Genomic DNA, 22,183 nt, shown 5'->3' on the forward strand with positions numbered 1-22,183 from the left:
AGCAAGCCCCCGTGGACAGCAGCGTCACCTTCGGCCGCGTCACCGTGGCCCTGCCGAACCTGAGCGAGCCCGGCTTCTATCTGTCCAACGTCAGCACGCTCGACTCCACTCGGGGCCTCGTCCAGGACTTCCAGTACGCCGACGCGGACTTGCGGGAGCTGGACCTCGCCGATGCCAGCCTCATCACCGGGCGCGTCACCGGGCTCCGCGCCGACCGCGTCCGGCTCGACGAAGTCCGTCTCGACTCTGTCGAGTTCGACACCTGTGATCTCGCCAACGCTCGCATCGCTGATGCCAGGTTCTCCCGTGTCGTCTTCCGCAACTGCAAAGTGATGGGTGCTCGGCTCACCGGCGTGACCCTGGACAACGTGTTGTTCGAGAGTTGCAAGCTCGACTACAGCACCTTCGAGCAGGTGCGGGCCACCGGCCCGCTCGCCTTCTCGAAGTGTGTTCTGAACGAGGCGACGTTCAGGGGTTGCGACCTCGGCCGGGCCGTCGTCGACGCCTGCGGTCTGCGGCTGACCGAGTTCGGCCGGGGCAAGTACCAGGACCTCGATCTGCGCGGAAACGATCTGAGAAGCGTCCGGGGCACGGCCAACCTGAGCAAGGTCATCATCGGCCGGGCCCAGCAGGGCGAGCTTGCCGAAGCCCTGGTCGCCGAGCTGGACGTGACGTTCGCGGACACCCTCGACGACCGCCGATGAGCCCAACCGGGGAGGAGTCCGGAATGAACCTCGCCATCGCCCACCAGAGCCCTGTCGCCCTCATCGCGCGGTGCGACGTCGCCGGCGTACGTGCCGTCCACGGCGATCCGGACTACGAGGACGGAGCCGTCCTACCCCACGGCGCCTGGGAGCCGCTCGCCGCTGATCTCGCGCGGCGGCTCCGGCCAACCGCGCGCACCCGTGACAGCACGCTGGTCGAGCTGGTGAAGCTGCCGGATGGACCGGCGGTGCCGACCGGCCTTGGTTCGCTGGCCGATCCGTTGGGTGACTCGGAGGCCGTCCACCTCGGCCGGGCATCCAGCCCGGCGAAGTCCCTCACCACCACTCCGAACTACCGCGACGGTCGGCGGATCGGCCTACACGTCGACAACTGGGACAAGCTGGCCTTCGAGGCCAAGCACCTCGGACGACGCCGCCTCTGCGTCAACCTCGGGCCCGGTACCCGGTACCTGCTGCTCGGCGACACCGACATTCGGACGATCTGCCGCACCGTCCACCCCAGCCCCGGCACCCGCTACCCGCACACGGACGACCTGCGCGCCTACATCGCGGGCGGCCACCGGATGCGCGTCTACCGCCTCCGTCTGGAGCCGGGCGAGGGCTACCTCGCCCCCACGGAGTTCCTGCCGCACGACGGCTCCACCGAAGGCCAGCCCGAGCCGTCGACCGCCGCCTTCTGGCTCGGCCACTGGCCACGCGGAGTGCTCCCGAGCATGGTCTGACCGTGGGTCGATCGGCCGGTGTGGAGGGGGGTCGAGCGTAGGATTCCGATCGGTGAACTGGGCTGAAGAAGCGAGGAGTTGGCATGGTACTGAAGCGGTTTGCGGAGTTGTCGACGGCGTTGGTGGCGGATGCGTGTGTGCGGGTGGGGGTGGGGTTGCGGGCGGCGCCGGTGGGGGTGTCCGGGGTGGTGGCCGGGGGGCGGGTCGCGGGGCGGGTGTTGCCGGTGCGGCACTACGGGAGTGTGGATGTGTTCCTGGAGGCGTACGGGGCGGCCGAGGCCGGGGATGTGTTGGTGATCGACAACGGGGGGCGGGTCGACGAGGCGTGCATCGGGGACCTGGCCGTGCTGGAGGCGCGGGCGGCCGGGGTGGCCGGGGTGGTGGTGTGGGGGCTGCACCGGGACACGGCGGAGCTGGTGGAGATCGGGCTCCCGGTGTTCAGCTACGGCGCGCTGCCGCTCGGTCCGATGCGGTTGGACGAGCGGGAGCCGGAGGCGCTGACGGTGGCCCGGTTCGGGCCGCACCTGGTGAGTGCCGAGGACGTGGTGTTCGCGGACGCGGACGGGGTGCTGTTCGTGCCGGCGGGGCGGGTGGAGGAGGTGGTGGAGACGGCTGTTGCGATCGCGCGGACCGAGCGGGCGCAGGCGGAGCGGATCACCTCGGGGGACACGCTGCGGCGGCAGACCGCGTTCGATGACTATCTGGAGCGGCGTGCTGCCGACCCCGGCTACAGCTTTCGGCAGCACTTGCGCAGGGTCGGCGGCGCGATCGAGGAGTGAGGGGAGCAGGGGGTGGCGTCAGAGGGGGCGGTGCATGATGTGGAGGCCGACGTAGCCGTGCACCGGGTGGTGGAAGCCCTCGGGGATGGTGCCGGTGATGGTGAAGCCGAGGGATTCGTACAGCTTCACCGCGTGCTCGTTGGAGGCGACCACCGCGTTGAACTGCATGGCGCGGTAACCGGATTGCCGCGCCCAGTCGATGGTGTGCTCGGCGAGCGCGCGGCCGACGCCGCGGCCGCCGTGGGCCGGGTCCACCATGTAGCTGGCGCTGGCGATGTGCGCGCTGTTGCCCATGTGGTTGCGGTTCATCTTGGCGGTGCCGAGCACGGCGCCGGTGGTCTCGTCGACGGCGACCACCGTGCGGTTGGGCTCGGGGAGCAGCCACCAGGCCTGTCCGTCCTCGTAGGAGAGGTCGAGCGGGTAGGTGTAGGTCTCGCCGGCGGTGACGATGGGGTGGAAGAAGGCCCAGATGGCGGGCCAGTCCTGGGTGGTGGCTTCCCTGATCAGCATCCGGACATGATGCGGGCCGGGCCACGAGAACACCAACGGTTTTCGCGTGGCCCGGCCGGGCTGCCGGTGCGTCAGAGCATCGAGGCGGCCGGCTTGACCATGGCGCGGGCGGTCTTGGCGTCGACGTACTCGCCGATCGCGGTCATCACCCACTCGCCCGAGTACTGGCGGACCAGCTTGCACATCACCACGCCGGTGTGGGCCTCGGACTGGGTGAGGTCGAAACGGACCAGCTCCTGGCCGGTGGACGCGTCCATCAGGCGGCAGTAGGCGTTCTTGACCTCGGTGAACTTCTGGCCGGAGAAGGAGTTCACGACGAAGACCAGGCCGCAGACCTCCGGCGGCAGGCCGTTCAGGTGGACGGTGATCGACTCGTCGTCGCCGCCGCCCTCGCCGGTCAGGTTGTCGCCGGAGTGGGCGATGGCGCCGTTGAAGATGCCCAGCTTCATGAACCAGGCGGTGTCCAGCTTCTCGCGCTTGGCGTCGAAGGCGATGCAGGAGGCGTCGAGGTCGATGTTGCGGCCGTGGCCGGCCGGCTCCCAGCCGAGGCCCATCCGGACGGAGGAGAGGAAGGGCTTGCCGTTCTTCTCCAGCGAGACCGAGCCGCCCTTGGTGAGGCTGACCCGGCCCTTGTCCAGGGTGACCTTGGTGAGGGACGGGGCGGCGGCAGGCGGGGCCGGCGGGGCGGCCGGGGGTGCGGCCTGGGGCATCGGCGGGGTGCCGGCGGCCAGGGCGACCCGGGGGTCGACGGGCGGCGGGGTCGAGGCGGCCGGCGCCGGGGGCGGGGTGGGCGCGACGGGGGCGGCGGCCGGGGTCTGGGCCGGGGCCGGCTGGTCGTCGACGCTGACGCCGAAGTCGGTGGCGATGCCCGCCAGGCCGTTGGCGTACCCCTGGCCGACCGCGCGGACCTTCCAGGCGCCGTTGCGCTGGTAGACCTCGACCACGACCAGCGCGGTCTCCCGGCTGAGCGGCGGCGGGGTGAAGGTGACCAGCACCGCGCCGGTGGCGCTGTCCCGGACGGTCGCGGTCGGCTCGATGCCCGCGAAGGTCGCGCCGGCCTCGTCGGGGCTGGCGGTCACCACGATCTTGGTGATGCCGGCCGGGACGGCGGCGGTGTCGATGGTGATGGCGTCCGGGGTACCGGCGGAGGCCGGGCGGTGGGTCACGCCGGGCCCGTTCGGGGCGTTGTAGAAGACGAAGTCGGCGTCCGAGCGGACCTTTCCGGCATCGGTCAGCAGCAGGCCCGAGACGTCCAGTGCCTTGGGTGCGGTGACCTCGACGGTCACCCGTGTGGCGGTCAGCGGGGCGTTGCCGCCTTGGGTCAGGACCGTGGACACGAACTCCTCCTGGGATGCGGTGGTGCGGCGCCGGCCCCGGCGGTGGGGCGGCTGTGCCGACTGGCGACCACAGTAACGAACGAGCCGGTCGGGATGAGCCCGAACGGGGCGCTGACCTGTCGGGTTGTCGGACCGGTGGCGGACTTGGGACGGACCGGGGACGAGCTGGGGACGCGGGAGGGGCGCGTCGGGGCGCGGGAGGGGTGGGGCAGATGGGGCGGTGGGGCAGTGGATCAGCGGGTCGGCGCGGTGGTGCGGGGGGCCGGGGACGCCGGGGTCGGGGCCTTGGCGCTCGGCGAGGTGGCGGCGGGGGCCGGGAAGGAGCCGAGGGCGGCGACGGCGCGCGGGCGGTCGATGCCGAAGGCGGCGGCGTTCCAGGACTCGGAGGCCTGGGGCGCGCTGCTCCGGGAGGCCGAGACGGGGGTGGTGCTCCGGGAGCCGCGGACGGCGAAGGTGTAGCGGCCGGGGTGGACGTCCGTGCCGGGCGGGGTGGTGAAGCGGTAGACCGCCGAACCGCGCTCCTGGTGGGTGGTGACCACGGCGCCGGTGAGGTCCGTCCAGGCGGTGCCGGAGCCGGGGGCCAGCGTGCCGGGCGCGAGCCGGAACTCGGCCTGCAGGGCGGTGAGCGGCTCGGTGACGGTGAGGGCGAGCAGGTGCCGGGTGCCGTCGCGGCCGAGCGGCTGGACCAGGGCGGCGCCGACGAGGGCCTGGTCGTCGGTCCGGTCGGTGGCGTCGGTTCCGTCGGCGGTGCCGGTGGTGTTGGTGCCGGTGCCGGTGTCGGTGGCGTTGGTGCCGTCGGTTGCGGACGGGCGGGGGTTCGGGTTGCCCTTGTCGACGGGGGCGCCGTCGGTGGGGCCAGGGTTGCCCTTGGCACTGGTCCCGGTGGTTCCGGTGGCCCCGGCGTCGGTCGCGGAGCCGAGGGTGTCGCCGCTCCAGTCGCGCGGGGGCGTCGGGGTGCTCGGCACCGGAACGAACGGCTTGGGCGCGGTCGGCGCGGGGGCGGGCACGGACGCGGACGGCGACGGGGCCGGTGCGGAGGGGGACGGCTGGGCGCCGGGCTGGTCGGCCGTCGTCTGCTGGTCGGCGGCGTACGGCTCGGTGGCCGGTTGGCCGACAGGGGGCTGCCCGACGGCGGGCTGTCCGGCGGCCTGCTGGTCGGTGGGGCGGGGGCGGTTCGGTCGGCCGTCGGCGAGGGTCTCCGCGCCGGTGCCGGAGGTGCCGCTGCCTGGGATGCCGGTGCCGGGCTGACGGTCGGACGGTTCGTCGGTGGTGCCGTGCTTGGTCACCGGGCCCTCGGCGAGCGGGAACCCGGACGGCGCGCCGCCCGGGTGGGGCGTGGCCGGGGCGGACGTGTGCGGGCCGGGCGAACCGGCGGCGCCGGACGTGCCCGCCGTCCCGTGCGGCGCGGGCGGGGTGGTCGCGGGGCGGCCCCCCGCCTCGGTGGATCCGGTGGTGCCGGTGGTGCCGTGGCCGGACGCGGTGCCGGACCCGCTGTCAGGCGTGGCCGCCGAACTGGGCGGGGGCGCGCTGGAACCGACCCGGGCGACCCCGGCGCGCCGTCCCACGCCCTGCTGTTCGTTGAGCAGGAGGGTGGTGGCGATGCTGATGCCGACCACGGTGGACATCGCCATCGCGGCACCGGAGAACCGCAGCGTGGGCAGTCGGAGGCGGCCGCCGAAGGGCCTGGGGCGGCTGTGCCGGCCGTGCCGCTCGCGGTGCCGGTCGTGCGCGTACGCCGCGTCCTGCCCGGTGTCCTCGGACAGAGCCACCGGACCCCTCCCTCCCCTGAAGTCGCCGTTGCGGTCGTCGCATTCTCCCACGTACCGACGGCGGCGCCGGTGCCGCTGGTGCCACCGGCGACCGGGCGGACGGCCCGCCGGGCCGGGCACCGTCCGGGGCTGCGCGTGCGGGGTCCGCCGGACTCGCGCGCGGGCGCGCGCCGGCAGGGGGACGAGCGTACCAGCGGCCGCCCGGGCGGTGGCCAGCCCTCGGACCGATTCGATCCGATCCGTGGACAACCCTTTGACGAACGGAAGTTGACGGTCCGTCCGACAAGGCGAGGGGGTGGGTCCGGCGGCCGGTCCGGGGGTGGTTGCAACCTCCTTGCAACCCTTGCCGACCCGTTGTCCGTGGCGCAGTCTGAGGGCATCCCACGCCGTCCCGGAGAGACCGTCATGCCGCCCGACCCGCTGTCAGCACCCTCCAGTGCCCCTCTCGCCGCTACCCCCACGGGCGGCGAAGAGGCAGGCTCCACCGCCGCTCCGGCGGCGGTGGAGGAGGTGCTGCCGCTGCGGATCTCGTTGGGCGAGGAGGTCGTCGGAGAGGTTCGCACCCGGTTCCGGTTCGACGCCGAGCGCCCTTACGAAGTGCTGCTGACGTTCCACCTGGGTCGGCCGGACGAGGCCGACTGGGTGTTCTCGCGTGAACTGCTGCGCGACGGCCTGTGCTCGTTGAGCGGTCAGGGCGACGTCAAGCTGTGGCCGGCCTACTGTCCGTGCCACGGCTCGACGTTGCACCTGGCGCTGGAATCGCCGCACGGCAGCGCGCTGCTGGAGGTGTCCAAGCCGAAGGTCCAGTCCTGGCTGGACCGGACCTACGCGCTGGTGTCGGAGGAGGCCGAGCGCGCCTTCGGGCCGACCGACGCCCAGCTGTCCGAGCTGCTGGCCGGCGGCGCCTGAGTCGCTGTCGCCTGATTCGGGGTCGCCCGGGCCTGCGTAGGTCGGACGGGTGACGGGGTCAGTGGCCGGTCGGGTGGGCGGGTACGGGGCTCCGGGGTGGACCGGTGCGGGCCGGCCGGGAACGGGGCACGGACTCGTCGCCCGGGGCGCGCGGGCCCGGTAACGGAGGCGTGCCGGGCAGTCGGACGGTGCCGCCGAGCAGCCCCGCGCGGAGCCTGCGCACGGCCGGTGCCGAGGAGGTCGGCAGCAGGTCGTACGGATCCTCCGGCCCTGCCACGGTGACCAGCACCGACTCGGCGAAACGATACGGCCGGTGCGCCAGCAGACCGCCCAGGTAGCGGCGGAGCCGGGACAGTTCGGCCCGCACCGTCACCGTCCGGGCCGGGTCGCCGAACAGCGCGTCCGCCAGCTGCGCCGCGCTGAGGCCGTCGCGCTCGGTGGCGAGCAGGAGCAGCAGCTCGGCGTGGCGCGGGCTGAGCGCGTGCGACCAGCTGCCCGCCGCGCCGCGCACCGACAGCTGGGGGCTGCCGGCGCGGCGCAGGTCGAGCCGGAGCCGGGCGCCCGCGGCCTGCTCGGCGAGCAGGCCGCCGCCGAGCCGGTCGTCGGTGCGGCGGCCGCCGACGGTGCCGTCGTCCGGACCGTCGCCCCGGCCGCCCGGGCAGTCGGAGGACGCCAGGGCGGTGTCCTGCGGCCGGATCGGGCGGACCAGCCAGCCGTCCGCGAGCGGTTCGATCACGCACTCGCCCAGGCTCGGCAGCCAGTGCACGGCCGCCGAGCTCCAGCCCTCGGCGGGCAGGCGCAGCCTGGGTGGTGGCGGCAGACCGGCGGCGGCGGCCGTCCAGCCGGCCGCGTCCACCACCAGGGCCGGGCCGTTCACCCGGGCCAGCAACGGGGCGGCGAGGGTGCGCAGGTGGTGCAGGGATTCGAGCCGGCGGGCGCGCAGCTCGGTCTCGGCGAGCTTGGCGGCGGTGATGGTCAGCTGCAGCAGGTAGGGGCGGACGGTGTGGGCGGGCGCGCTGAGGTTGATCGCGCCGATCAGCCGGCCGGTGCCCGGGTCGTGCACCGGGGCGGCGACGCAGGTCCAGGTGTGGTGGCTGCGCAGGTAGTGCTCGGCGGAGTGGACGTGCATCGGGCGCTGGGCGCGCAGCGTGGCGGCGATGCCGTTGGTGCCGACGCTCTCCTCGACCCAGCGGGCGCCGGTGTGGAAGCCGATCCGGTCGGCGCCGCGACGCAGGGCGCGCTCGCCTTCCTGCCAGAGGACGTGGCCTTCGGCGTCGGCGATGGCGAGGATCAGCGGGAGCTGGCCGACCTGTTCGAGCAGGGTGTCGCGGAGGACGGGGAGGAGCGGGTCGAGGCCGCTGCTGCGGCGGCGGTGTTCGAGCTCGGCGGGGCCGAGGTTGACGGCGACGGCGCCGGCGTCCGGGTCGAGGCCGAGGCGGCGCAGGCGGGCCCAGGAGTCGGTGATCTCGGGGCGGGCGTGGAAGAGCGGCGGGTCGTCGGGGGAGGCGGCGTCCCGGGCGCTGCCGTGGGCGGGGGTGTCGGCGAGGGCGCGCTCGCGGACCTTGGCCGACTCGGCCGCGGTCTGCGGGGTTCGACGTTCGGGTCGTCGGGTCTGCCGTGCTGGCTGCCGCACTCGGTTCGCTCCTCGCCGCCGTCCGAGGGCGCGCCGGGGCCGACGCGCTGACGAAAGAGTACGGGCGCTACCGGTTCCTGGGGATGGGGTCTGCCAAGTCGGAATACTTGGCGGTATGAGAATGGACATGCCAATCAGTTATGGCCATGGGGGTGTAGGTGTGGGGTGGGGATGGAGCGGGAGTGGAGTGGGGGTCGAGTGGGGGTGGGGTGAGGGTCGAGTGGGGGTGGGGTGAGGGAGGGGGCGGGTGGAATATGTAGACCGATCGGTAGATTTTCGGGCGAGGCGGGCAGTTTATGTAGACCGGTCGGTATATTTTTTATCGGCAGACCGGTCTACATAAGTAGATCGGTCTACATATTTTTCGGGGGCGGTCCGGGAGCGGTTCGGGGTCGGCCCGAGGTGGGCGGGGTTGCGGGGCGCGGGCGCGGCTCGGCGGGCGGGGCTCAGGGGGTGGGGGTCTCGCGCTGGGCGGCTTCGACGGTGTGGTGCAGGTCGGCGGTGGCGTCCAGGCTGGCGGCCGCGGTGAGGGCGAGGCAGCCGGCCAGCGCCACGGCCGCGATCCGGCGGGCGGCGGTGAGGTGCGCGGGGCGCGGGTGGAGCAGTGCGGCGACCCGGCGGGGGACCGGTCCGCCGTGGGCCGCCGGGGCGTGCCGGGGGCGGTCCGGCCAGGGCGAACGTCCGGCGGCGAGCGCGGCCCGCCCGACCGCGCGGGCGGTCACCGCGCGGTCGCCGACCCGGGCGGCGGCAGACTCGTCCGCCCACCGCTCCAGGTGGAAGCCCAGCGGTGCGCGCAGCACCCGCAGGGCCGGGTGGACGGCGGCGGCGTGGGCGGCGAGCGAGAGGAAGAGGTGGTGGCGGGCGGTCAGGTGGGCGCGTTCGTGGGCGAGCAGCGCCGCGCGTTCGGGGCCGTCCAGCACGCGGAGCATGCCGGTGGTGACCACGATCCGGCCCGGTTCGGCGGGTCGCCCGGGGTGCGGGAGTCGGCCGGGCAGGGCGAAGGCGTCGGCGCGCTCGTCGGGCAGCACGGCGAGTGCGGTCGGGGGTGGGGTGGTGAGCCGCAGTCGGGTGCGCTGGGTCCACGGGGTGCGCGCCCGGCGCATGGATGCGTGTCGGGGGCGCGTGTCCGGATGCTGGTCAGCGGTGGGGGTGGGGCGGGCATCCGGGGTGGCGTCCGGGGCGGTGGCGGTGGCGGTGGCGGCTTCGACGGCGGCGCGGGCGGTGCGCAGGTCGTGCCGGCGGTGCCGCGCGGCACGGAGGGCCAGCGCCGCGAGGACGGTCAGCGCGAGGGCCGCCAGTGCGGCGGCCGGTCCGGCGACGCGCGGGGTGGCAGCGGTCAGCCAGGGCAGCGAGAGGTGGCCGAGGGCGGCGACCGGCGGCAGGCGGAGGAGTCCGGCGGCGGTGAGCAGTCCGAGCGAGCAGAGCGTCCCGCCGGCCAGTACGGCCACCGTGCCGGCCAGCGTCCAGGCGGCGGCCCGGGGTGGCAGCGCCTCGGCGAGCCGGCGGGCGGGCAGCACGGCGAGGAACGGCAGCAGCAGCGGCGCCCAGACCGCGACGATCACCGCGCGGTCCGTCCGTCCGCGCCCGGCCCACCGGCGGCCGGGGCCGGGGCCGGGGCCGGGGTCGGAGTCGGGGCCGGGGGGCTGACGCCCGGCGCGGCGGCCTCGTCCCCGAGCAGGTCGCGCAGCAGCCGCTCGTCCTCGGCCGAGAGGTCGGAGACGAACCGGGCCAGCACGGTCGAGCGGTCGGTCTCCCGTCCCAGCTCGGCGTGCATCCGGCGGGCGGCCAGTCCGGCCGGGTCCGCGACGGCGGGCGTGTACGCGTAGCCGCGTCCGGCGCGGGTGCGGTGCACCGTCCCCTTGTCGTGCAGCCGGGCCAGGATCGTCGCGACCGTGGTCCGGGCGAGGTCGGCGCCGAGGGCGGCCTGGATGTCCTGCGGCGTCAGTGGCCGGTCCGCGGCCCAGAGGGCGGCGAGTACCTCGGCCTCCAGCTCCCCGGCGGGCCGGCGGGCGGACGGTACGTCGGACATTGCGACGGTTCCTCCAGGTTTCGTCTACAGTCATGTAGACCGTCTACGTGATTGTAGACGGTCGGGGCGTGCCCAGCGGTGCCGCCCACCAACGTACGGGAGGTCCGCCAGCCTTGCTCCAGCCATCCGCCGTTCTGGCGTTCGCACCCGCCCTCATCGGCGGAGCGGCGCCCGCCGGTACCCCGCTCGCCGGCCCCGCACTCGCCGCCGCCGCCCCGCTCGCCGTCAATCCGCTGGACGCCTCCTCGCTGCTCGCCGCCTTCGGCGCGCTCGGCATCGCGGTCGTCCTGTTCGCCGAGACCGGGCTGCTGGTCGGCTTCTTCCTCCCCGGCGACTCGCTGCTCTTCACCGCCGGCCTGCTCTGCGTTCCCGGCGCCACCGGGGGCCCGCGGCTGGAGCTCGCCCAGGTGCTGCCGGCCGCGCTCGTCGGGGCGCTGGCCGGAGCGCAGGTCGGGTACCTGATCGGGCGGCGCGGCGGACGGGCGCTGCTCCGCCGGTCGCGGCGGCGCAGCCTCCAGGAGGGCGTGGTGCGCGCCGAGGAACTGCTCGCCCGGTACGGGCACGGCAAGGCGATCGTGCTGGCCCGGTTCGTCCCGGTGGTCCGGACCGTACTGAACCCGCTCTGCGGCGTGCTCGACGTGCCCCTCCGCTCGTTCACCTTCTGGCAGGTGGCGGGCGGCGCGCTGTGGACCGTCGGGGTGGTGCTCGCCGGGTACGGGCTCGGCTCGTCCGTACCCGATATCGACCGTTATCTGCTACCGATCGTCGGTCTGGTAGTAGTTGTCTCCATGCTTCCGATTGTTCTCGAAGTGTTCCGCGCCCGGCGGGCCCGGCGTCATGGTGGTGACGGTCGATGACGGCACTGGTCCCGGTGGTCCCGGTCGCCCAAGAGCCCGCCCGCGAACTGGCCGCCTTCGACGGCAGCGGCATCGACGGCGGCCTGTACAGCCGGGTGGTCGGCTGGGCCGACGCCGCCCCGCACTGGTTCAACCAGGTGGTGGAGGTCTGGTCGCTGCTGGGCCTCGGCCTGTTCGCGCTGCTGATGCTCGCCGCCTGGTGGCGGGCGCGCGGCGCGGCCCCGGCGGTGATGGCCCGGGTGCTGGCCTCGCCGCTGATCGTGGTGGTCGCGTACGCGGTGAACTCCGGGTTCAAGGGCGTGGTCGAAGAGGTCCGGCCGTGCGCCCAGCTCGGTGTGCGCGACACCCTGGAGGCCTGCCCGGGCGCCGGTGACTGGTCCTTCCCGAGCAACCACACGGTGATCGCCTTCGCGGCCGCCGCGGCGCTCTGGTTCGCCGACCGGCGGATCGGGGCGGTCGCCGGGGTCGCGGCCGTGCTGATGGGGGCCTCCCGGGTGTGGGTCGGCGTGCACTACCCGCACGACGTGCTGGTCGGCGCGGTGGTCGGGGTCCTGGCCGCGGTGCCGCTGGTGCTCGTGGCCGGCCGGGCCGGGCCGCTGGTCGACCGGGCCCGCAGCGGTCCGCTGCGGCCGTTGCTCGGCGCCGGTTCCGCCGTCCTCGCGGCGGCCCCCTACGCACCGGTCGCCGTCCGGCGGGACTGACCGGCGGGCTGAGCACCAGGACCCGGCACCAGGATCCGGCACCAGGACCCGGCGGCGGCCGGGTGTCGTCCCGGGCCTTGTGTGGCCGGGGAGGCAGGTAGAGCATGTGAGCCGGGCGCGGCGCCCCCTCGAAAGGGGACGTCCGCCCGGCTCAGTCGTGCCATGGCCGGGGTGCCGCGTGCGCCGGGCCAGCCAGTGGAGGGAAGTGCTGCTCATGCCGTACGGACTCGACATCACCCAGGGGGACTGGCCGGCCGAGGAGCTCGGCAAGGGCGTCGAGGGACTGCTGGCCGAGGCGATGGTGCTCACCCTCGCGACGGCCGGCCACGAGCACGGCCCGCACGCCAACCTGGCGTTCTTCGCCTACGACGACGACCTCGTCCTCTACTTCGTCAGCGAGCGCGCCACCCGGCACAGCCACCACCTGGCGGAGGAGGCGCGGGCGGCGGCCACCGTGTTCCTGCCGCCGCCGGTCTTCGGCGAGCAGTTGCGCGGCCTGCAGCTGGCCGGCAGCGCGGGCGAGGCGTGGGGGCGGCAGGCGGAGGCGGCGCTGGACGCCTACCAGGGGCGGTACCCGGCCTTCGCGCAGGACGAGGAGGTGCGGCGGCAGTTCCTGACCGGGGGCGGGGCGGCGGCGCTGTACCGGTTCCAGGTGGAGGAGCTGACGGCGGTGGACGAGCCGAAGTTCGGCCGTCGGCACTACCTGCGGGCGACAGTCCGGCGCTGACGGCGACCGTCCGGCGCTGGCGGAGGCGGGCCCGCCTTCCCCCGGGGCCCGCAGGCCCAGCGGCCAGGTTGGCTGTACAACTTTTCGACCGGTTCATCTCCGGGCCGCCGTTCGGACTCCCGTCGGACACCTGGCGGCATCAGCCTGGCCGCATGAGAGTCATCGTCGTAGGAGCAGGCGTGCTCGGCACCATGCACGCCTGGCAGGCCGTCGAACGCGGCCACGAGGTCGTCCACCTGGAGCGCGAGGCGGAGGCGCGCGGCGCCTCCGTGCGCAACTTCGGCCTGGTCTGGGTCAGCGGCCGGGCGCAGGGCGAGGAGCTGGACACCGCGCTGCGCGCCCGCGAACTGTGGGAGCGGATCGGCGGCCAGGTGCCCGACCTCGGCTTCCGCGCCAACGGCTCGCTCACCGCGATCCGCAGCGAGGCCGAACTCGCCGTCGCCGAACAGGCGTTGACCCTGCCCGACGCCGCCGCCCGCGGCTACCGGCTGCTCGACCCGGAGCAGACCCGCGCCGCCAACCCGGCCCTGCGCGGCAAGCTGCTCGGCGCCCTGTGGTGCGAGCGGGACGCCGCCGTCGAGCCGCGCACCGCCCAGCCCGCCCTGCGCGCCGCGCTGTCCGCCACCGGCCGGTACACCTTCCTGCCCGGACGCGAGGTCCGCGACGTCATCGGCGAGAACGCGGTGCGGGACGACCACGGCGACGTCCACACCGGCGACCTCGTCATTCTCTGCACCGGCGCCTGGCTGGGCGGGCTGGTCCGTGAGCTCGCCCCCGAACTCCCGCTCCGCAAGGTGCGGTTGCAGATGATGCAGACCGACCCGCTGGACGAGCCGCTGACCACCTCGGTCGCCGACGGCGACTCCTTCCGCTACTACCCGGCCTTCGCGGGCGACGCGCTGGAGCGGCTCAAGGACGTCCAGCCGCAGCCGCCGGTCGCCGCCGAGCACAAGATGCAGCTGCTGATGGTCCAGCGCCGGGACGGCGGCCTGACCATCGGCGACACCCACGAGTACGACCAGCCGTTCGGCTTCGACGTGGTCGAGGACCCGTACGACCACCTGGTCGGCGTCGCCGAGGAGTTGCTCGGCCGGCCGCTGCCCCGGATCCGCCGCCGCTGGGCCGGGGTGTACGCGCAGTGCGTCGACACCACCAGGGTTGTTCACCGCGAACGCGTCCGCGACGGCGTCTGGCTGGTCACCGGCCCGGGCGGCCGCGGCATGACCTGCTCGCCCGCCATCGCCGAGACCACCGCCGAACTCGCCAACCTCTAAGGAAAACTGACATGTCGTTCGACATCCGCCTGGTCGTCCTGGACATGGCCGGCACCACCGTGGCCGACGACGGCCTGGTCGAGCAGGCCTTCCAGGCCGCCGCCGGCACGCTCGGCGTCGAGGCCGGCAGCCCCGAGCACGCCCGCATGCTGGAGCACGTCCGGGCCACCATGGGCGAGTCCAAGATCTCCGTCTTCCGGCACCTGTTCGGCGAGGAGGAGAAGGCCCAGCGGGCGAACACCGCCTTCGAGGCCGCCTACCACGACCTCGTCGACGCGGGCCACTGCGCCGCGCTGCCCGGCGCGGCCGAGGCCATCGCCGAACTCCGCGGCCAGGGCCGGAAGGTGGTCCTCACCACCGGCTTCTCCCGGTCCACCCAGGACCGCATCCTCGCCGCGCTCGGCTGGCAGTCCGTCGCCGACCTCACCCTGTGCCCCGCCGAGGCCGGCCGCGGCCGCCCGTACCCCGACCTCGCGCTCACCGCGCTGCTGCGCACCGGGACGGACTCGGTCCGCCAGATCGCGGTGGCCGGCGACACCGGTTACGACATGCTGACCGGCTCGCGTGCCGGGGCCTCGGTGGTGGCCGGCGTCCTCACCGGCGCCCACGGCGCGGAGCGCCTGCGCGCGGACGGGGCGACCCACGTGCTCGCCTCGATCGCCGAGCTGCCCGCACTGCTGGGCTGACGGGCGGGGCCCGGTCGGCCTGGGTCGATCAGACCGGACGGAACGCGCGACGGCGGGGTGGGCCTTGGTGGCCCGCCCCGCCGTCGCGCGTTCGCGCACTTGTGCGTGGCCGTCGCCCCGTCAGACTGGAGGCATGGAAACCATGGTGAAGGTCGACGGCGGTGAGGTCTGGGCGGAGGATTCGGGCGGCGGGGACGGACTGCCGCTGGTCCTGGTCCATCCGGGCGTCGGCGACTCCGAGATCTGGGACCCGGTCCGGCCGGCGCTCGCCGCGCGCCACCGGGTGATCCGCTATGACGCCCGCGGCTTCGGGCGCTCGCCCCTGCCCACCGCCGCGTACTCCCTGGTCAGGGACCTCGCCGCGGTCCTCGACCACTTCGCCCTGGAGCGGGCGGTGCTGGTCGGCAGCAGCATGGGCGGCGCCACCTCGATCAGCCTGGCCCTGGACGCCCCCGAGCGGGTGGCCGGCCTCGCGCTGATCGTCCCCGGGGTGAACGGGGTCGACCTGACCACCCCCGAGATGTACGCCGAGATCGGCCGGCTGGCCGAGGCCGGCGACCTGGAGGGCATCGTCCGCTACGGGCTGGGCCAGTGGGGCGCGGCCGGCGGCGGCACCCCCGAGGCCGATCCGGTCGCTGCCGCCCTGCTCAGGGGCGCCCTGCCGGCCTGGTTCGCCGCCGTCGGGCGCCAGGAGGCCGAGCCGTCCGCCCTCGACCGGCTCGGCGAGATCGCCGTGCCCGCCGCGCTGGCCCTGGGCGAACTGGACCGGCCCGAGGTGCGGCGCTGCAACGAGGAGACGGCGGCCGGCATCCCCGGCTGCCGGCTGGTCCGGCTCGCGGGGTCCGACCACTACCCGACGCTGCGCGAGCCGGACGCCGTCACCCGCCTGATCGGGGACGTGCACGCGGCGGCGAGCTGAGCGGGCCGACGCCCCCGCGAGGAAGGCGGGGCGGGGGACACGGCTCAGGCGGCGGCGGCCGTGAGCAGGGCGGGCAGGTCGCGCATGTCGTCGAAGACGACGGTGCCCGGACCGGCCAGGCGGTCCGCCGGGGTGAGGCCACCGGCGTAGCCGAAGGCGCGCATGCCGGCGGCGCGCGCGGCCTGCACGCCCGGCGCGCTGTCCTCGACGACGGCGCACGCGGACGGCGGCACGCCCATCCGCTGCGGCGCGTGCAGGAAGAGGTCCGGGGCCGGCTTGCCGCGGGCGACCTCGGTGGCGCTGAAGATCCGGCCGGCGAAGCGGTGGTGCAGGCCGGTCCGGCCGAGGGTGTGCGCCATCTTCGAGTGCGAGCCGCTGGACGCGACGCAGGTCGGCAGGGTGATCGCGTCGAGCGCCTCCGGCAGGCCGTCGACGGCGGTGAGGCCGGTGTCCACCGCCTCGGTGTGGTGCCGGACGAACTCGGCCCACCAGCGGTCGGCGGTCTCCGCGCCGAGCCGGTCGGCGATCTGCTCCTGGATGGACGCCTGGGAGCGGCCGATGAACCGCTCGATCACCTCGGCCTCGGTGAGCGGCCAGCCGAACTCGGCGCCGAGGGCGACCTGCACGCGGGCGGCGATCCGCTCGCTGTCCACCAGGACGCCGTCGCAGTCAAAGATGACGAGTCGTATCGGTTCCGTTGAGGCTTCCGTCGAAGCTTCCGTTGAAGTTCCCGTTGAAGTGATCACGACCGGCAGGATAGCCGGAGGTGACCGGCGTTGACACGGAGAAACGTGCGGCCCGATATCCGACATACCGCCGACACAAATGCGCCGGGGTATTGCCAGCACTTCCCGCACACTCCTAAAGTCGCACGCATGGCAGCTGGAGAGTTCCTGGCTGCTCGCCGGCACGTCGATTTCGGACGGCAGGCGAGCGCCCTCTGTACAGCCGAACCGGCGTGAGTCGGACGGCCGTTCCCGGCGGGATGGACGGGGACGGCCGGACCGCGCCGAACACCTCGGGGTGACCCGTACCCGCACGGTTCGTGCAGGTCGGCGGGGCACCCCGGTTCCTTTCAGGCGGAATGCCGGTGACTCGCGCGCCCGTGAGTGCTGTCCGGGGTACGGGCGTCGACGCATTGTGGGCCGGATTTCCGCTTCCCGGTAAAGGGTTCCCGATCTGCTGTCCCGGGATTGCGCCGGGGCGGCCGGAGCCGGAACCAGCGAAAAAGCATGGAGGGAATTCGATGAGCGAGACCAGTGAATCCACGAACGATTCGACGGCGGACGGTTCGCCCCGGGTCGGCCGGCGCGGCTTCCTCGGGGCTGCTGCGGCCGTCGCCGCCACCGCCGCCGTCCCGACGGCGCTCCAGCTGGCCGGCGCGGGCCCCGCGGCCGCGGCCGGCACCGCCGCCCGGCCCAACATCCTGCTGATCGTCACCGACGACCAGCCCAAGCACACCGAGTGGGCCACCCCGCAGATCGTCGACTGGATCGCCGGCCACGGCGTCCGCTTCACCAACGGCCACGTCACCACGCCGCTCTGCGCGCCCTCGCGGTCGTCCGTCTTCTCCGGCCGCTACGCGCACAACCACGGCGTCCGCAACAACGGCGCCTCGTACAGCCTGGACCAGCACACCACCGTGCAGCGCTACCTCAAGCAGGCCGGCTACCGCACCGGGCTGTTCGGCAAGTACCTCAACTCCTGGACGCTGGCGGACAATCCGCCGCACTTCGAGGAGTGGGCGCTGCTCCAGCCCGCGTACGTGGACGCCAACTGGAACATCAACGGCGCCGTCCAGACCCTCCCCGGCTACACCACCAACATCATCAAGAACCGCGCCCTGTCCTTCCTCGACAAGGCCGCCACCGACACCCGACCGTGGTTCGCCTACGTCACCCCGTACGCCTCGCACGAGCCCAACACCCCGGCGGCCCAGTACGCCAACACGGTCGTCCCGCCGTGGAACGGGCGCCCCTCGGTGCCCGAGAACGACCGCAGCGACAAGCCCGCCTACATCCAGAACGCCACCGCCACCCTGGCCGACGGCCAGGCCGTGCGGCAGCGGGAGCTGCGCACCCTGCTCTCCGTCGACGACGCCGTGCAGGCCATCCACGACAAGCTGGTCGCGCTCGGCCAGCTGGAGAACACCCTCGTCATCTACATCGGCGACAACGGCTACACCTGGGCCGACCACGGCTGGCTGAAGAAGTCCGTGCCCTACTCCCCGGCGCACGAGGTGCCGTTCTACCTCTCCTGGCCGGCCGGCGGGCTCGGCGCGGGCACCGTCGACAACCGGGTCGTCGCCAACATCGACATCGCCCCGACCATCCTCGACGCCGTCGGCATCACGCCCGACACCCCACAGGACGGGCACTCGCTGCTGACCGCGTACAGCAGGGACCACCTGCTGGTGGAGTGGTGGAAGCAGGGGACGGCGGCGGGCGGCCCGCCCACCTGGTCCTCGTACGTGGCCAAGGACAAGCAGTACACCGAGTACTACGCGCTGCACACCGACGCGAACGGCACGGTGTCCGGCACGGGGGAGGTGAAGTTCCGCGAGTACTACGACCTGGCGGGCGACCCGTACCAGCTCAGCAACCTGCTGTACCAGGCGACGCAGCAGCAGGAGCAGGCGCTCGGGATCCCGGGCCTGGCGGCGCAGTTGAACGCCGACCGGGTCGCCTGACCGGCTGACGGCGGTGGGGCGGCGGTGGCCGCCGCCGCCCCACCATCCTGCGAATCACGAGGAATCCCTGTGGCAACCACCAAATCCTGCTGCACCCCCGGTCGAGGGGCGGACGGCCCCGCCGGCCCCGCCGGCCCCGTCGCGGTGGCGCTCGCCGCCCCTCGGGCCCCTCAGGCCCCGCCGGTCTCGCGGGTCGCCCGGCAGCTCACCCACCTGCCCGGCGGGCGGTTCCTGATGGGCACCGACGACCGGACCGGCTACCCCGCCGACGGCGAAGGGCCGGTCCGTGCCGTCGAGTTGAGCCCGTTCCGGATCGCCCCGACCACGGTGACCAACGCCGCCTTCGCGACCTTTGTCAAGGCCACCGGCCACCGCACCGAGGCCGAGACCTTCGGCTTCTCCTACGTCTTCGAGGGCTTCCTGTCGAGGGAGTTGGTCGCCTCCTCGCCCGCGGTGGCCGCCGTCCCGTGGTGGCGGGCGGTGGCCGGGGCGACCTGGCGGGCGCCGGAGGGGCCGGGCTCCTCCGTCACGACCCGGCAGAACCACCCCGTCGTGCACGTCTCCTGGCACGACGCGCAGGCCTACTGCGCCTGGTCCGGCACCCGGCTGCCGACCGAGGCCGAGTGGGAGTACGCCGCCCGCGGCGGGCTGGAGCAGCGCCGCTACCCGTGGGGCGACGAACTCACCTCGGACGGACGGCACTTGTGCAACATCTGGCAGGGCGTCTTCCCGACCGTGAACACGGCGGCGGACGGTCACCGGGGAACGGCCCCGGTGACGGCGTTCCGGCCGAACGGCTTCGGGCTTTACAACGTGGTCGGCAACGTGTGGGAATGGTGCGCCGACTGGTTCAGCGCCGGCTTCCACCGCACCGGCCCGCGCCACGACCCCGTCGGCCCGCCGGACGGCACGGCGCGGGTGATGCGCGGCGGTTCCCACCTGTGCCACGACTCCTACTGCAACCGCTACCGGGTGGCCGCCCGCAGCTCCAACACCCCCGACAGCTCGGCCGGCAACATCGGCTTCCGGGTGGCGGCCGACCGGGCGCCCCACTGAGGGCCTCACCGCCCGGCGCGCCTGCCGATGGCCGTGGTCAGCAATACCGAGCTGACGCAGAGGATGACGAGGAAGAGGAAGTTGGCCGCCCCGGGAAAGCCCGCCCGAAGCGGATGGCTGGCAATGGCCGCCAGCCCGACGCTGATCAGGACGCCGAGGGCCGCTCCACCGATCCGGGCGGCGACATCGGCCGGCCGATGTGCGTGGGATGGGCGGTCCACTCGATGCCGCCCCCGGGCGGCCGGAGGTACAACTTCCCGGCGATGGTGTCCATGAGGACGCCGGTGCGGTTCGTGCGGTGATCGTGGACCAGCTCGCCGGGCATGGGGGTGTACGGGGTGGGGTCGCTCATGGCGATCGCCCCTTTCCTTGGTGCTCAGCGCGGGGCCTCGGTCCACGGCGCGATCTGGTGGAGTCGGCGGAGGCGGAGGTTGCCGTCGACGGAGAGGGTGACGAGGTTGTCGGCGATGTGGACGACCTCGGCGGGAATCCGGGGAGCCCACGGAGTGGTGATCTCCCAGTCCGGCGGCACGATGGCGACGACTTCGCCGACCAGGGGCGCCCAGGGGACGGGCACGTCGTTCATGCCCGCACGCCCTTGCGGATCACCTCGACCAGTCTGCGGATCACCTGCGGTGGCGCCGCCCCGAGGTCGATGAGGACGACACCGGTCGTGTAGGCGGCCTGCCAGTCGACGGCGACGGACGGGAGGGGGATCTCGGCAACCGCGAGCGTAGCCACGAGGTCCTCGTAGACGTCGGCGGCTTCCCGGCGGATCTCCTCGGTGGCCTTGCTGAGCATGGAAGTCATGGGAGGTCGCTCCTCCAGCAACATGCGAGGGGTGTCAGTGGAGCGGTTGAATGCCGCCCCCGCGCCTGGCTAGATGGTGTCCCACCTCTCCCGGCTCTCGCGATGTCGTTGAGGTGTCATGTCGGCGTCCTGGCAAGACGTCATTTCGGTGTCGTTCTACGGAGATTCGCCCTAATCTGGGTTGTATGACGATGCCGAACGAGACGTTCCGGGCGGTGCGCCTTGGCCTGCGCCTCAGTCAGGACGAGTTCGCCAAGCGCCTCCGGGGTGCCGGTGATGATCTGGGGGAGCCCAACGACGCCAGCAAACGCCTGGTCCAGCGTTGGGAATCCGGCGAGGTGAGGTATCCCCGGCCGGTGTACGTTCGTGCCCTTGAGGCGGTGACCAAGGTGTCCATCGAGCGGCTCGGCTTCGAGTCGCTGAAGTTGCCGCCCCGGGTCAGTGCCGACAGGGCAGGAGGTCACGACATGATCAGCAATGGGCCCGAGACTTCTGTGGCCGAAGCTCCTCCACCGGCCGGAGAGGATCTCTCGGGGGTGTGGTTGAGCCACTACGAGTACTTCAGCAGTAGCAGGGAGAACACGTTCGCCGGGCTGCACCATGTGCTGCTGTCGCAGCGTGGGAACCGCCTGATCGGCCGGTCGCTGCCCGGCGGCTCCTCCAACCCGGACTCGCCGCTCTCCTTCGACCTCACTGTCGATCGCAACGTCGTCACCGGGACGTGGGTCGAGCAGACCGCGCAGGACGGCTACTACCAGGGGGCCCGCTACCACGGGGCGATCCAGCTGCTCATCGATCCGACCGGTCGACGTATGGCGGGCAAGTGGGTCGGGTTCGGCAAGGAGTTCGAGGTGAACACGGGGCCGTGGGAGCTTCGCCTTCTCGACCGGTCCACGGCGGAAGCGACGCTCGCGCGGTTCAGCGCGCCGCCGACATCCGAGAGCTGATCTTCAGGACGTGTGGAGTGGGAAGTCGGATCGGCCGACTTCCCACTCCACGCGGGGGCTCAGTGGCTGCCGCGGAGGTTGAGGACGACGACGCCGACGATGATCAGGGCGATGCCGAGCCACTGCACCCGGCCCAGGGACTCGCCGAAGGCGACGACGCCGATGCCGGCGACCGCCGCGGTGCCGGCGCCGGACCACACCGCGTAGGCGATCGAGACCGGGATGTGCTTCAGGGCCCGGCCCAGCAGGACGAAGGAGAGCACGTAGCCGATCGCGACCCCGACGCTCGGCCAGAGTCTGCTGAAGCCCTCGGTCAGCTTGAGGCAGCTGGTGGCGCAGACTTCACTGAGGATCGCCAGGGCGAGGAGTACGTAGGGCATGGGGGATCAAACCCCGGGCGTCGCGGTGAGCTTCCCGAGCAGTGCCAGGTCGGCGTGTTCCAGGCTGTCCAGCAGGGTGACCCGGGAGCCGTCGGGGATGGCGACGTCGCTGGACGGGACGGCCAGCACGGCGCAGCCGGCGGCGGTGGCGGAGGCCACGCCGGTGGGGGTGTCCTCGACGGCGACGCAGGTGGCCGGGTCCAGGCCGAGGTGGGCGGCGGCGGCCAGGTAGGGGTCCGGGGCGGGCTTGGTGCGCGGGGTGTCCTCGGCGGCCAGGGTCACGGTGAACCAGTCCCGGCCGAGGGTGCCGAGGACCAGGTCGACGACTCGGCGCGGGGAGGCCGAGACCAGCGCGGTGGGCACCCGGGCGTCCCGGAGGGAGGCCAGCAGGGCGAGCGCGCCGGGGCGGGGGATGGTCTCGGCCGCGACCTTGCCGGCGAAGGAGTCGCCGAGGCGGGTGGCGAGCTCGTCCTCGCTCAACGAGGTGCCGCTGACCCGGTGGAGGTGGGCGGCGGTGTGCTCGATGGCCTGGCCGAGCACCTCGGGGAGGTCGGCGTCGGTGAGCGGGTGGCGCAGTTCGTCGGCGAGTTCGGCGGTGGCCTGCACCCAGAGGTGCTCGGTGTCGACGAGGGTTCCGTCCATGTCGAAGAGGACGGCGGCGGGGACGGCGGCGGGGGCTACGGAGTCAGGCATGGCGGTACCTTCGGTGGTTCGGCAGGGCAGG

The 22,183-nt window shown here is 73.7% G+C and carries 25 protein-coding genes; 13 read left to right on the forward strand and 12 right to left on the reverse strand.

Annotation, left to right across the window (positions count from 1 at the left end; genetic code table 11):
- The first annotated feature begins 11 nt into the window (after positions 1-11).
- The 3 genes from AB0N76_RS03640 (at position 12) to AB0N76_RS03650 (ending at position 2,226) form a co-directional block, all read left to right on the forward strand.
- A complete protein-coding gene (locus tag AB0N76_RS03640; RefSeq protein ID WP_363552732.1) occupies positions 12-704 on the forward strand; it encodes a pentapeptide repeat-containing protein in 693 nt (230 codons plus the stop codon).
- Positions 705-727: 23 nt separating this feature from the next.
- A complete protein-coding gene (locus tag AB0N76_RS03645; protein WP_363552734.1) occupies positions 728-1,447 on the forward strand; it encodes a hypothetical protein in 720 nt (239 codons plus the stop codon).
- A gap of 83 nt (positions 1,448-1,530) precedes the next feature.
- Positions 1,531-2,226 carry an RraA family protein gene (locus AB0N76_RS03650; protein ID WP_363552736.1) on the forward strand — a complete coding sequence of 232 codons (696 nt, stop codon included), beginning with the start codon at positions 1,531-1,533 and terminating at the stop codon, positions 2,224-2,226.
- 18 nt (positions 2,227-2,244) lie between these two features.
- On the opposite strand, the gene AB0N76_RS03655 is transcribed toward AB0N76_RS03650, so the two are convergent.
- The 3 genes from AB0N76_RS03655 to AB0N76_RS03665 form a co-directional block, all read right to left on the reverse strand.
- Complete coding sequence (locus tag AB0N76_RS03655) at positions 2,245-2,736, reverse strand: GNAT family N-acetyltransferase (protein WP_363552738.1); 492 nt, start codon at positions 2,734-2,736, stop codon at positions 2,245-2,247.
- Between the two features lie 71 nt (positions 2,737-2,807).
- On the reverse strand, positions 2,808-4,061 hold the full coding sequence (locus AB0N76_RS03660) for a TerD family protein (protein WP_363553042.1): 1,254 nt from the start codon (positions 4,059-4,061) through the stop codon (positions 2,808-2,810).
- 245 nt (positions 4,062-4,306) lie between these two features.
- Positions 4,307-5,842: a hypothetical protein gene (locus AB0N76_RS03665; protein WP_363552740.1), complete on the reverse strand. Its 1,536-nt coding sequence runs from the start codon at positions 5,840-5,842 to the stop codon at positions 4,307-4,309.
- Between the two features lie 501 nt (positions 5,843-6,343).
- Between AB0N76_RS03665 and AB0N76_RS03670 the strand changes: the two genes are divergently transcribed.
- Positions 6,344-6,751, forward strand: coding sequence for an SsgA family sporulation/cell division regulator (locus AB0N76_RS03670; RefSeq protein ID WP_363552742.1), 408 nt, complete (start codon positions 6,344-6,346; stop codon positions 6,749-6,751).
- Positions 6,752-6,809: 58 nt separating this feature from the next.
- Here AB0N76_RS03670 and AB0N76_RS03675 read toward each other — a convergent pair whose 3' ends face one another.
- The 3 genes from AB0N76_RS03675 to AB0N76_RS03685 all read right to left on the reverse strand — a co-directional run bounded on the left by AB0N76_RS03675 (position 6,810) and on the right by AB0N76_RS03685 (position 10,413).
- Positions 6,810-8,384 (reverse strand): GAF domain-containing protein, encoded by a 1,575-nt coding sequence (locus tag AB0N76_RS03675; RefSeq protein ID WP_363552744.1) that lies wholly within the window; start codon positions 8,382-8,384, stop codon positions 6,810-6,812.
- Between the two features lie 446 nt (positions 8,385-8,830).
- A complete protein-coding gene (locus AB0N76_RS03680) occupies positions 8,831-9,946 on the reverse strand; it encodes a M56 family metallopeptidase (RefSeq protein ID WP_363552746.1) in 1,116 nt (371 codons plus the stop codon).
- Entirely contained in the window at positions 9,943-10,413 is a 471-nt protein-coding gene (locus AB0N76_RS03685) for a BlaI/MecI/CopY family transcriptional regulator (protein ID WP_363552748.1), read from the reverse strand. Before AB0N76_RS03685 ends, AB0N76_RS03680 begins: the two co-directional genes overlap by 4 nt.
- Before the next feature lie 233 nt (positions 10,414-10,646).
- Between AB0N76_RS03685 and AB0N76_RS03690 the strand changes: the two genes are divergently transcribed.
- The 6 genes from AB0N76_RS03690 (at position 10,647) to AB0N76_RS03715 (ending at position 15,577) form a co-directional block, all read left to right on the forward strand.
- Positions 10,647-11,270, forward strand: coding sequence for a DedA family protein (locus tag AB0N76_RS03690; protein WP_363553044.1), 624 nt, complete (start codon positions 10,647-10,649; stop codon positions 11,268-11,270).
- Positions 11,267-11,971, forward strand: a complete 705-nt coding sequence (locus tag AB0N76_RS03695; protein WP_363552750.1) for a phosphatase PAP2 family protein — start codon at positions 11,267-11,269, stop codon at positions 11,969-11,971. Before AB0N76_RS03690 ends, AB0N76_RS03695 begins: the two co-directional genes overlap by 4 nt.
- A gap of 214 nt (positions 11,972-12,185) precedes the next feature.
- Complete coding sequence (locus AB0N76_RS03700) at positions 12,186-12,698, forward strand: pyridoxamine 5'-phosphate oxidase family protein (protein WP_363552752.1); 513 nt, start codon at positions 12,186-12,188, stop codon at positions 12,696-12,698.
- Between the two features lie 152 nt (positions 12,699-12,850).
- Positions 12,851-13,972, forward strand: a complete 1,122-nt coding sequence (locus AB0N76_RS03705) for a TIGR03364 family FAD-dependent oxidoreductase (RefSeq protein WP_363552754.1) — start codon at positions 12,851-12,853, stop codon at positions 13,970-13,972.
- Positions 13,973-13,983: 11 nt separating this feature from the next.
- Entirely contained in the window at positions 13,984-14,658 is a 675-nt protein-coding gene (locus tag AB0N76_RS03710) for a phosphonatase-like hydrolase (RefSeq protein ID WP_363552756.1), read from the forward strand.
- Positions 14,659-14,791: 133 nt separating this feature from the next.
- Positions 14,792-15,577, forward strand: coding sequence for an alpha/beta fold hydrolase (locus AB0N76_RS03715; protein WP_363552758.1), 786 nt, complete (start codon positions 14,792-14,794; stop codon positions 15,575-15,577).
- A 44-nt stretch (positions 15,578-15,621) separates the two neighbouring features.
- Here AB0N76_RS03715 and AB0N76_RS03720 read toward each other — a convergent pair whose 3' ends face one another.
- Positions 15,622-16,266 (reverse strand): HAD family hydrolase, encoded by a 645-nt coding sequence (locus tag AB0N76_RS03720; RefSeq protein WP_363553046.1) that lies wholly within the window; start codon positions 16,264-16,266, stop codon positions 15,622-15,624.
- 557 nt (positions 16,267-16,823) lie between these two features.
- On the opposite strand from AB0N76_RS03720, the gene AB0N76_RS03725 reads away from it, so the two are divergent.
- Together AB0N76_RS03725 and AB0N76_RS03730 are read left to right on the forward strand one after the other, a co-directional pair.
- Positions 16,824-18,266, forward strand: coding sequence for a sulfatase (locus tag AB0N76_RS03725; protein ID WP_363552760.1), 1,443 nt, complete (start codon positions 16,824-16,826; stop codon positions 18,264-18,266).
- A gap of 69 nt (positions 18,267-18,335) precedes the next feature.
- Positions 18,336-19,322, forward strand: a complete 987-nt coding sequence (locus AB0N76_RS03730; protein ID WP_363552762.1) for a formylglycine-generating enzyme family protein — start codon at positions 18,336-18,338, stop codon at positions 19,320-19,322.
- 145 nt (positions 19,323-19,467) lie between these two features.
- On the opposite strand, the gene AB0N76_RS03735 is transcribed toward AB0N76_RS03730, so the two are convergent.
- The 3 genes from AB0N76_RS03735 to AB0N76_RS03745 are packed head-to-tail and all read right to left on the reverse strand — an operon-like array spanning position 19,468 to position 20,132.
- Positions 19,468-19,674 carry a hypothetical protein gene (locus AB0N76_RS03735; RefSeq protein WP_363552764.1) on the reverse strand — a complete coding sequence of 69 codons (207 nt, stop codon included), beginning with the start codon at positions 19,672-19,674 and terminating at the stop codon, positions 19,468-19,470.
- Between the two features lie 24 nt (positions 19,675-19,698).
- Positions 19,699-19,908 (reverse strand): hypothetical protein, encoded by a 210-nt coding sequence (locus tag AB0N76_RS03740; protein ID WP_363552766.1) that lies wholly within the window; start codon positions 19,906-19,908, stop codon positions 19,699-19,701.
- On the reverse strand, positions 19,905-20,132 hold the full coding sequence (locus tag AB0N76_RS03745; protein WP_363552768.1) for a hypothetical protein: 228 nt from the start codon (positions 20,130-20,132) through the stop codon (positions 19,905-19,907). Before AB0N76_RS03745 ends, AB0N76_RS03740 begins: the two co-directional genes overlap by 4 nt.
- Before the next feature lie 185 nt (positions 20,133-20,317).
- On the opposite strand from AB0N76_RS03745, the gene AB0N76_RS03750 reads away from it, so the two are divergent.
- Positions 20,318-21,079, forward strand: a complete 762-nt coding sequence (locus tag AB0N76_RS03750; protein WP_363552770.1) for an XRE family transcriptional regulator — start codon at positions 20,318-20,320, stop codon at positions 21,077-21,079.
- 59 nt (positions 21,080-21,138) lie between these two features.
- On the opposite strand, the gene AB0N76_RS03755 is transcribed toward AB0N76_RS03750, so the two are convergent.
- Together AB0N76_RS03755 and AB0N76_RS03760 are read right to left on the reverse strand one after the other, a co-directional pair.
- Positions 21,139-21,459: a multidrug efflux SMR transporter gene (locus AB0N76_RS03755; protein WP_363552772.1), complete on the reverse strand. Its 321-nt coding sequence runs from the start codon at positions 21,457-21,459 to the stop codon at positions 21,139-21,141.
- Positions 21,460-21,465: 6 nt separating this feature from the next.
- Positions 21,466-22,152: an HAD family phosphatase gene (locus AB0N76_RS03760; RefSeq protein WP_363552774.1), complete on the reverse strand. Its 687-nt coding sequence runs from the start codon at positions 22,150-22,152 to the stop codon at positions 21,466-21,468.
- Positions 22,153-22,183: the final 31 nt, after the last annotated feature.

The sequence above is a fragment of the Kitasatospora sp. NPDC093806 genome, assembly GCF_040683335.1.
Taxonomy (GTDB): domain Bacteria; phylum Actinomycetota; class Actinomycetes; order Streptomycetales; family Streptomycetaceae; genus Kitasatospora.